Source organism: Chitinophagaceae bacterium (assembly GCA_007695095.1).
Lineage (GTDB): Bacteria > Bacteroidota > Bacteroidia > Chitinophagales > REEL01 > REEL01.
Genome location: REEL01000121.1, coordinates 1 through 10609, shown reverse-complemented (window position 1 = coordinate 10609; position 10609 = coordinate 1). Strand labels below are relative to the sequence as shown.

Sequence of the window (10609 nt, the reverse complement as noted above, 5' to 3'; positions counted from 1 at the left end):
TCTTAACTTTCAGTTCCAAATTTTTGCAGGCTATATGAAAAACTTCATTTAAGTCTGTTAAGGTTCTCGTATTAGATGGTCTGGAAACTCTTGAAAATTTCAGTAAATCATCCAACAGATTATGTAAACGCTTTACAGATTCAGTTATATAACTAAAAAACTCTTCTGCTTCACTATCCAGTTGTTTAACATACTTTTTATTAATTATCTGTATGTAGCTGCTTATCATCCTAAGCGGCTCTTTTAAATCATGAGATGTTACATAGGCAAATTGTTCCAAATCAGCATTAGACCGCATTAATTCTTCAGCCCTTGTTTTTAACTCAATTTGTGTTTTTTTAATATCACTGATATTATGTATCATAACAATACCCAGTAGCGATTCGGGTTCTTTTACCTCCAATGGAATGAAATTTATTAAATAGTACTCGCCCAAGTATTTACTTTCAAGCCGAAAGGGTTTCTTTTGTAAAAGTGATTTTAGCCCTGGCTCTAAGTAATTATACTGATCTTCAGTAAGTATTTCAGACACTTTCTTCCCTTCCAAATCTGTACTCATCAGATTCATTTCTATCAATTCCTTCCCTTCAGCAATATAAATGTGATGATTTGAATCAATTAAAAAAACGGCTGACTTTGGAATATTTGATGAAAGCAATCGGTATATAGCTTCACTTTTCATCAACCTATCTTCGGTTTCAATTCTAATTTTTATCTCTGACTGAAGCTTTTTATTTGCCTGTTCTAAATTTTGAGTTCTTTCTAAAACCCTTTTCTCCAACATTTCCTTGTATTTCAACAAGTCTGATTCATACTTTTTACGTTGTGTAATATCTACTAAGATCCCTGCCATAAAAGACTTACTATTTGGAGAATTCACTTTTACCAAATAATCTTCCAACCAAATGTAATGTCCCATTTTATGTTTAGCCCGGAATTCAAGTTTTAAAATCTCCGGATTTTTACTTTTATGCCAGTTAACAATATTGCTTTCTGCAACCAATTCGTCATCCGGATGAATTATCTTTCTAAATGTATCTCTGTCCTGCAAGAACTCTTCGGCTGTATAACCAAGTAGCCGATAAATGTTATCAGAAATATATTCATGTCCGGCACCGGTTTCATAAAGGACTACATTTGGCAAATACTTTAAGATAAGAGATAGTCTTAATTGAGTCGACCACAGTTTATCTTCGGCTATTTTCTTATGTGTAATTTCTGTAACTAAACCTTCATAGCGCTTATTATTGCCGGATTTCATAAGTTTTATCCTACCTTCTGCCCATCTTATATTTTTGTCTTTATCAAGAAATCGAAAGACAATTTCAAACCGACCTTTTTGCTGTAAAATCCTCTTAGCATCAGTAAATAAGGGAATATCATCCGGATAGATGTAATTGATAATATTGGCACTGTCTTTAGCTAGAACTTCCGGAGAAATTCCCAGTATCCTTTCAGCTGTATCATTGATGTATAAAAGTTTTAGAGTGTCTACATCCAAACTAAAAATCACATCGTCTAACCCATTTAAAAGGCTTGAGAATCTTTTATTTATGATATTTTTTTCTGCCTCTGCCTCTATGCGATATAATAAAAACCTAATTGCTAAGGATAAGCTTTCATCAGTAAAGCTTGGAGATAAATACTCCGTAAAATCATTATCATTTTGCTGCGAAGGAGTCTCGTCTAAGCTGTTAAGAATTACTATTTTTCCAATTTTTTCGTTCAGCTTTTTACTATTTAATACCGAACTTAATTCTACTTGATTATCTTTTAAGAGTATGATTTCAAGCTTAGTATTAAACCCATTACTTTTGCGCTGAATCAATAGTTCTAGCTTGTTGATTTTTTTTTGGCTTAAATAAGTATTTTCGGTAATTTCAAAATCCGCATCTAACTTTTTAGTAATACTTGAAAGTAGATTCTCCGGTTGTACCTTAAAAGTAAAAGGATTGTTGACTACAGACATAAAATGTAACAGCTTTTAAGCTAAGTTACAACGAAAATTATAATATAATCAGAATGGAAGCCAATTTCTGCTTACAGTGGTGAATGGAAATGGAATTCTACTTAGGATAATAATGAGGCCAATGGTATAGAATATAAATGTTAGCTTGTGTTTTTTAACCTCTGTAAGCGCTTTTTTTGCTAAAATTCTCCCCACAGTTATTACCGCTATTCCAATAATCATAACTGAAATATGCTCGATATGCCAGTATCTCATTTCTGTATCTTTCATTATTTCTGATGTTTCATATGCAGCCCAATTAACTCGCGGACTGATGAAATAGAGTATCAGACCGATTAACAACTGCACATGCACACTTATGAAAGCATATAAAGAAAGCTTATCATCAATTATTTTAAAAGGTTTTCCACTCAACCAACCTGATAGTGTTCGAACTATTACAACTATCAGTAAAATGAGCACAACATATCTTAAAAGTGCGTGGGTGTGAAGCAATCCTGTATACATAATTTAATTTTATGGTTAGCGATGCAATATAAACACTTTTTAGTATTTAGAGTTGAAGATTTCAATCTTTATTTTAAGTGTTTTGATTTAGATTGTGATTTTTGAATTTTAAATGCGTTAAGACAGTTAAATCATTGCTCAAGATTATTCTTTTTGCAGAGAAAAAAGCTATTTTAAAAGGTTTTTACGAATATTGCAATATGAATTCCGAAAAAGGAAAAACTCAACTATTAGAATCGCTTGAAAATGCTGAGAAACTGGCAAAATCAGGAAAATTAAATCGTTTTTTAAATAAACCTTTTAAGTATCTTTTTTTACAGTTAATCAGTAAGCTGCTCTACCCTATTTTTCAAAAAGGAGTAAAAGTAACTACCCGAATTCCACTTATTCAAACTATAGAAATAATTCTTCCGGCAGGCGCCGACCTTTATTTATTAGGATTTAAAAGTCATGACTCAGAAATCAGGCTGGCAAAATTTTTAATAAAAAATATAAAAGATGAAGATACCTTCCTTGATATTGGTGCTCATTTTGGTTACTATGCTATTTTATGCAGCAGTTTAACTTCCTCTATAATCATAGCCGTTGAAGCATCTGAAAAAACATACGGAATATTGCAAAAAAACATCAGCTTTTCAAATAGCAATATAGAAACTGCAAATTTTGCTGCATCAGATAAAAACGGTTCTGTTAAATTTTATGATTTTCCGGTGAAGTACAATGAATACAATACCTTAAATAAGCCTGCCCCGGAACTTCAAAAGCTATCTCCTGAAATGAAAACTGTTCAAACTTACTCGCTCAGCAGCTGGTTAGAAGAAAAATCTTTTAAACCCAACTATATTAAAATTGATGTAGAGGGAGCTGAAGCTAAAGTAATTGAAGGTCTGACTGAGTTTTTAAAAATGAATAGTCCGGTTTTGATTATAGAATATTTCCCGGGGAAACATGCTGATTTTTACAAGTTTATATGGTCAAAGCTTGTTGCATTAAATTTTCAGGCTTTTTTTATAGATAATAATGGGCAGGCAGTACTTTTAAAAAATCCCGAATTGCATTTTAAAGATTACAAACATTCGTCGGACAATCTTGTTTTTAAGAAAACTCAATAATGCTTTTAGCCGGAATTGATTATGGAAGCAAGTTGGCCGGAACAACTGTTATCAGTTTACTAAAGGATAATAAGGTAACTGTGCTGCAATCTGAAAAGAAAAAAGATGCGGATTTGTTTATTTTAGATAATTTACCGCAATCCTTACAATTAATTGCATTGGATGCACCCATGAGTTTGCCGGGTGTTTACAGGGGGCTAAAAAATAAAAGCAATTATTTTTACAGAGAGTCTGATGCTATTCTAAAAGCAATGTCTCCAATGTTTTTAGGAGGCTTAACCGCAAGAGCAATGGCTTTGAAAGAGAAAATTTTAAGCAAAAACATACAAATCATTGAATCCTATCCGGCAGGTCTTTTTAACTTACTTTCACAAAACAAACCTAAAAATATTGAATCAATTTTAGATATTTTACCCGGCGAATGGCAACTACCTGAAATCAAAAACTTGCATCAGGCAGACAGTTTACTATGTTTATATTCAGCTGTAAGATTTACAAATGGGACTTCTCAGAAATTCGGAGATGAGGAAGAAGGGGTAATTATCCTTTAAACTTATGGAATCAGTATTTTTTTTGTGACATTTTTTTCACTTGTACGTATCCGGTAAAAATACAAGCCGCTGTCAATGTCTTTTAACTCAAATTGATGATTTCCGGCTTCAAAACCCTCATTTAGAAAAGTAAACAATTCATTTCCCAAAGGGTCGAAAAAAGTTATCGTAACATCGGAAAATTCGTTCAGGCTAAAATTAATGCTGGGGGTTACACTGCTGACTTCCCGTTCAATTATTATTTCCGGTAATGAAAGCTTATCCTTATCTCTCAGAAAAATTTCCGGGACAAGTCCATCCAGGCAATCCTGTTGGCTGATTTTTAAATAAAAGTTGTTAATGTAGCGGGCATATTCAGCCATTTTTGAGGTAGGTTTTGTTTTATATAAAATAAAAGCTGTCCTGCTACATTCATCTATAATTATGGCCAAATTTCCACCGGAAAGTGCTAATAAACGCACGGAAGAATAAGGGGGTGGTTGTTTCTCGTCTATCCAAAAACCTGCGCTATAAGGTCTTTGAATTAAAAAACGTGAAGTTTCTCCCTCCGGTAGTATAAAGTTAACTTTTTCAGCATCTCCGGAATACAAAAAATCTGCCTGTTCTCTTGAAAAAACCTGATTATTTCTGCCCATTCCGTAGTTTAGCCAAACACTAACTATAGACGAAAGATCTTGCATATTTGTTTGAAAAAAGTTGGAGCGGTAAAAATCATCTTTTTCGTTAAAAAAGCTTCCCGAAAGCCCTGCCGGTAAAGCCAAATAAGTATAAAAAATATCAGACCATTTTTTGCCGGTCGTATTTTCTGCTATACTTACTAAAAAATTATACGAAAGTTGGCTGTAGAAAAAATCAGTTCCACTTTCAAGAAACAAAGATTCGCGGCTTAAAATACGTTGCACCATCTGCTCATTGGATAGATTCCTGTTATCAAGAACCGATGAATATGCCGGCAATCCGGACTGATGATTTAAAAGTTGCTCAACCGTAATTTGACGATAATTTTCCGGGACATTCTCTAAAAGATCTTTTAACTGACTTTCTAAACTGAAATAATTGTTGTCAATCAAAGCCAAAATCACCGTAGCTGTAATAGCCTTCGTAATTTCACCCGCATTAATAGTTTGAACGTCTTTTTGTAAAAAACTTTCTGACAGTTTCTGATAAACGATATTTTTATCTTTAAAAACGATTAAGCTCAGGTCAGCGTCAAAATCAAATAATAAACTATCAATCTTTTGATTATCAGAAAGTGCGTATGTGCTCAAATTACTAGAGATACAGACTATAAATAGTAAAACAATTTCTTTGAAAGACATGAAAGTTTAAATTGACTTTATACAGTTTAAAAAATGTCAGGTTCTCTTTTAAGATAGTGTTTTACACTAAAAATCACAAAAGTAATGATGCGTATTTTAAAAAGAAAACTTAACTCTAAGCACTAAAATAGTGAATATTATAAACTAAAGTATTTTTAGCAAGTTCCGGGTTAAAAAAATACCGAAAAATCTTTTGGTCAAAATAACTTAACCCAATAAAGATAAAGCAAAGATTTTCTAATATCTAAAGTCCGAAAATTCGTCTTTTAGTTCGCTTTCTTCAGATACTGATACAATTCATTATCTGTGGTTAAAATAAGGGTTGATTTTTCATCAAAAGTCTTTTCCATAGCCTGTAAAGAGCGAACAAATTGATAAAAATCACGGCTTGCTCTGTTGCGGTTGTAGGCAGAAGCATATATATTGGCAGCTATAGAATCAGCTCTACCTCTAATTTTTTCAGATTCCATAACAGCTTCTGATTGAATTTGAGCTAAATCTCTTTCTTTTTCACCTTCAATTTTTCTTGCTTCTCCCTCTCCTTCCGAACGAAATTGATCGGCAATTCTGTTACGCTCACTAATCATCCTGTCATAAACTCTTTCCCTTACTTCATCTACATAGTTAATGCGCTTAAACTGAAAATCTAAAATAATTATTCCCAAATCAGATGTACGCTCATTTGCTTTTTCTAATACGATAGCTTCAATTTGCTCTCTACCTATGTTTATATCTTCTAAATGATCAATATCCTCTAAATAATCTTCATAGACTTCCGGCTCTCTGTTTGAAGATCTTACCAAGTCCAGTAAAGCATTACTGGCAACAGCATTACGGGTTTCTCCATCGAGTATATCATCTAATCTTGATTGCCCGGAGCGCTCATCTCTTAAACGAATAAAAAACTGTAAAGGATCAGTAATTTGCCAGCGTGCATAAGTATCCACAAATATGAATTTCTTATCCTGAGTGGGTACCTGATTAGGATCTCCGTCCCATTTCAGATAGCGTTTATCAAAATACTGTACGCTTTGTATAAAAGGAATTTTAAAATTCACTCCGGGTTCAGTACGCGAACCTCCAACAGGCTTACCGAATTGAGTGACTATAGCTTGCTGTGTTTCATCTAACACAAATACTGTATTAGAGATTATTATTGTAATTATAACGAGAATAACCCCGCTGAATATCCATTTCTTTTCCATTATTTATTATGATTTTGTAAATTCAATAAGGGTAATAAATTTGTGCCTCTTTCATCCATGATAATCTTATTCGATATTTTAGGCATGATGGCTTCCATAGTTTCCAGGTACATTCTTTTTTTGGTTACTTCAGGAGCTAACATATAAGCATCAAAAAGTGCACTGAAACGTTCTGCTTCACCCGTAGCTCTGTTGACACGGTTTAGAGCATAAGCCTCAGCAAGTTGTATAAGCTCTTGTGCTTCCCCTCTTGCTCGTGGTATAACTCTGTTATATTCTGATTGCGCTCTGTTAATAAATGTTTCTCTTTCCTGCTGAGCTTCGTTTACTGCATTAAATGAAGGCTTAACCGGTTCCGGTGGATTCACATCCTGCAAAACAACCTGATCAATTCGAATGCCGTTTTCATATTCATCACACATTCTTTGTAATAATATCTCTACTGTTGTAGCTACTTCCTGCCGGCCTACTGTTAATACTTCATTTACGGTTCTGTCGCCAACTACTTTTCTCATTGCCGCTTCAGACATATCATGAAGCGCATTTTCTGCGTCTCTGACTTTAAACAAGTACTTATAGGAATCTACAATTCTGTATTGTACTACCCATTCTACATCTGCTAAATTTAAGTCTCCGGTTAGCATTAGTGATTCATCCTCATATCCACTTTTTACGTAAGTAGAGCGAGTTCCTGATTCAGTAGTACGAAATCCAAACTCTTGTTTTAGTTGTCTTTGAACGGGTATTTTATACATTTGTTCAATTCCGAAGGGTAAAATAAAATTCAAACCCGGTAAAAGAGTCCTGTTATATTTTCCGAATTGTAACACTACCCCTTCTTCTTCCGGATCAATTGTTTTTACGGATGTACCCAAAGCAATAATAATAACAAGTACTAAAAGTATTTTTAAAAAATGCTTTTTAACGAGGTTTGTATAGTATTCAACCTGTTGGTCCTGTTGTGACATAATCTTTTATTTATAAATTTTTAAGAATGCAAAGTTAGAGAAAACCTTTCAGTTATACTTATTTAAATGAAAATCCTGTAAGTATTTCTTTTAAAAAAGGAATAACTAAACATTTATTAAGTTCTTTAGTTTAATGTACTGTAATATCTATTTTTAAATTATGTTATTTAATTATGAATAAACTTTTTGCATTTTCACTATTTAGCTTTTTAATGCTATCAATGTATTTTAACCTGTCAGCACAAAGGGTAGAGTTTGCGCTTGAGTCAGGATTATCATTTCAAAGCTATAACGACATTAGAATTCCCGGTGACGGCGGAGAACAATTTTCTTTTACTGAAGATTTTAGCCGGTCATACAGTCCATACTTTCGTTTGACTGCAAAGGTAAACATTGCTAAAAGGCATGCCATATTATTAACTGCAGCTCCTTACGAAATTAAGGAAAGCGGTAGTTTAAACCGGGATTTATTTTTTGAAGATCAATTATTCCAAGCGAATGATCCACTTTCTGTTGCCTGGAAATTTAATTCCTGGCGGATTTCATATGAATACAAACTGGTGCAAAGAGAAAAGCTGGATTTTAATATTGGATTTACTGCCAAGCTGAGAGATGCGAGAATTGCAGTATCTAATGATAGTATTTTTACTGAAAATACTGATTTGGGCTTTGTTCCGATTATTCGTTTTGTTTTAGACTGGAAGTTTCATGAAAATGCCGGTTTTTTAGTGGATGGGGATGCGTTGATAGGCCCTCAGGGAAGAGCTGAAGATGTACTTTTTGCTCTTTACTACACTTTTAATGAGAACTTTAGAATGTTTGGTGGCTATAGAGTGCTTGAGGGTGGTGCAGACATAGATGAGGTGTATAACTTTTCATTGACAAACTATATTGCAATTGGTTTACGATTAGATTTAGGGAATAACTAAGCTTTTAAATAGGTTTTAGTTGTTGGTACTTCTTTTTTGCAGATTTCACAGGCGGTGAGAAGTCCTTAGGTGCTACAGAAAGTGAAGGAAGTTTAAATCGGTTTGATATATTAGATGTTATGTTCTAAGGTGTTCGGTAGCGGGGACACTATGAACAGAGCTGGGGATACTAAATTAAGTAATTAAAAAACCGAAACTTTAAAATGTCAGTTCATTTTTAACGTTTTTGATAGTGATTTAATTAACTTTGAATGACAAAAAGGGTGAGAGATACTGATGAAAACAATACAAATAGACATACCGGATAATTTAGATTTAAATGAACGGGAAATAAAAATGTTACTTGCTTCCCGATTATATGAAAATGGTAAACTTACTATCGGACAGGCAGCTCAGATGGTTGGCTTGTCTAAAAAAGCTTTTATGGAAATTTTAGTGGATTATGGAGTTTCCATATTTAATTACCCTCCTTCTGAATTGGATAATGATATAAAGAATGCAAAAGGCCATAGTCGCTGATACAAGCTGTTTGATTTTACTTGATAAAATAAATCGTACAAATTTCAGAATTAGTCAGGAACTCATTGACTATACAATAAAAAAATGTAGAGAGTAGAATGTTTGCTGGATATTTCGACCATGAATGGCACTCCCCTACCTATTCCCAATTAACGAATTAAAAATAAGGATTTTTTTGGAGAAAAACATGTCTTGAACATGATTAAATTATTCTGGGATGAACATGATTTGTAATTCAATTATTTAGCTGCTTTAATCCTGTCTGTCTTATAATCTCTAAAATCCTGTTCAGACAATATCAGTTGTGCTTCAGAGTGTATATTTTAAAAATACACATACTAATTTATTTTGGCAATCCTTCATCTTTGATTTTTTTAAGTTGTTCTAAAATTAACTGATACTTCTCTTTACCAAAATCAGTAGGTGAGATTTTAGTTAATCGCTTTTTGTTTTCATATATCTCAATAAATTTAAAGCTAATATTATCAAAAACAATATAATTTAGTTTATTGTTATTGATAATTATACTTTTTGCTTTACCTATTATGTTTATTTTAGTTATTTCTAAGAAATTTTCATTAAAGTTAATTTTACTATTAGAACACTTAAACATCAGGTAAGCAAATAAAATTAGACCAGTTAATGTAAACGAAATTAATAATCTACTTTCATTTATCTCATGATGAACACCTGCTTGTACTCCAAATCTTACAATTGGATAAGACAAGTAAAACACTAATAAAAACATTACATTTATAAATATTTTTTTCTTTCTCCAATTTTTATCTAATTCAATTTCCATTGATTTGATTTTGTTGTTCAGCCGTGGGTTGGTGTTATTTCACCAACCATCAATTTACGCATTAAAAATAAGGATTTTTTGGAGGAAATTGTCTTGAACATGATTAAATGATTCCGGGATGAACATGATTTGTAATTCAATTATTTAGCTGCTTTAGTCTTGTCTGTAAACTGATATTTTAACTGCTTTTGCTTTCAATTTGGAAGTACTAAACTTCAAACAAAACAACATTCAAACTTTAGCTTTTTGTCTTTTTTTGATAACTATGAGCTTCTAATTCAGTGATAAAAGACAAATAAAGTGCTGAATTTTGGATAAGTGGTAAAATAGTATCATAGCCATCCATAATAGCTATAAGTGCGTTTGTGTCAATACATATTTTATTTCCACTCATCCCGTAACTTTTCCTGAAGTTTTAATGGATTTTCCTCAGCTTTAATTTTTCCAAAATACTTTTCTATTTTCACAGACTTGTGTTTTGGTTTTATGTTCTTTAGCAACTCTCTAATCTTTCGTGCTGACATGCTTTTTTTTATTCTTATTGTCGCCATAATTCAAACTATTTTGTTAAACACAAACGAATATATTCTTTTTTAGGTTTAAAAATCAAGAAATTAATTAACTATTTCCTGTCCTTGCCTGACATCAACCACCAATTAACGAATTAAAAATAAGGATTTTTTGGAGAAGTTTGAATCGGTTTGATATATTAGATGTTATGTTCTAAG

The 10609-nt window shown here is 32.6% G+C and carries 10 protein-coding genes; 4 read left to right on the top strand and 6 right to left on the bottom strand.

What is annotated here, in order from left to right:
• Both EA412_09350 and EA412_09345 read right to left on the bottom strand, forming a co-directional pair.
• On the bottom strand, positions 1-1969 hold a 1969-nt coding region (locus EA412_09350), incomplete at its 3' end, for a PAS domain S-box protein (GenBank protein ID TVR78192.1).
• Between the two features lie 48 nt (positions 1970-2017).
• Positions 2018-2476, bottom strand: a complete 459-nt coding sequence (locus EA412_09345; protein ID TVR78191.1) for a cytochrome B — start codon at positions 2474-2476, stop codon at positions 2018-2020.
• A 134-nt stretch (positions 2477-2610) separates the two neighbouring features.
• On the opposite strand from EA412_09345, the gene EA412_09340 reads away from it, so the two are divergent.
• Both EA412_09340 and EA412_09335 read left to right on the top strand, forming a co-directional pair.
• On the top strand, positions 2611-3588 hold the full coding sequence (locus EA412_09340) for an FkbM family methyltransferase (protein TVR78190.1): 978 nt from the start codon (positions 2611-2613) through the stop codon (positions 3586-3588).
• Positions 3588-4139, top strand: a complete 552-nt coding sequence (locus EA412_09335) for a hypothetical protein (protein TVR78189.1) — start codon at positions 3588-3590, stop codon at positions 4137-4139. Before EA412_09340 ends, EA412_09335 begins: the two co-directional genes overlap by 1 nt.
• 2 nt (positions 4140-4141) lie before the next feature.
• Here EA412_09335 and EA412_09330 read toward each other — a convergent pair whose 3' ends face one another.
• The 3 genes from EA412_09330 to hflK form a co-directional block, all read right to left on the bottom strand.
• A complete protein-coding gene (locus EA412_09330) occupies positions 4142-5458 on the bottom strand; it encodes a T9SS C-terminal target domain-containing protein (GenBank protein ID TVR78188.1) in 1317 nt (438 codons plus the stop codon).
• Between the two features lie 266 nt (positions 5459-5724).
• On the bottom strand, positions 5725-6663 hold the full coding sequence (gene hflC / locus EA412_09325; GenBank protein TVR78187.1) for a protease modulator HflC: 939 nt from the start codon (positions 6661-6663) through the stop codon (positions 5725-5727).
• Positions 6663-7631, bottom strand: a complete 969-nt coding sequence (gene hflK, locus EA412_09320; protein ID TVR78186.1) for an FtsH protease activity modulator HflK — start codon at positions 7629-7631, stop codon at positions 6663-6665. The genes hflC and hflK overlap by 1 nt, the downstream gene beginning before the upstream one ends.
• 173 nt (positions 7632-7804) lie before the next feature.
• Here hflK and EA412_09315 point away from each other — a divergent pair, with 173 nt between their 5' ends.
• Both EA412_09315 and EA412_09310 read left to right on the top strand, forming a co-directional pair.
• Complete coding sequence (locus EA412_09315) at positions 7805-8560, top strand: hypothetical protein (GenBank protein ID TVR78185.1); 756 nt, start codon at positions 7805-7807, stop codon at positions 8558-8560.
• Between the two features lie 276 nt (positions 8561-8836).
• Positions 8837-9079 (top strand): UPF0175 family protein, encoded by a 243-nt coding sequence (locus EA412_09310; GenBank protein TVR78184.1) that lies wholly within the window; start codon positions 8837-8839, stop codon positions 9077-9079.
• Positions 9080-9422: 343 nt separating this feature from the next.
• Here the strand turns inward: EA412_09310 and EA412_09305 are convergent, their stop codons facing one another.
• Positions 9423-9806 (bottom strand): hypothetical protein, encoded by a 384-nt coding sequence (locus EA412_09305; GenBank protein ID TVR78183.1) that lies wholly within the window; start codon positions 9804-9806, stop codon positions 9423-9425.
• Positions 9807-10609 lie beyond the last annotated feature (803 nt).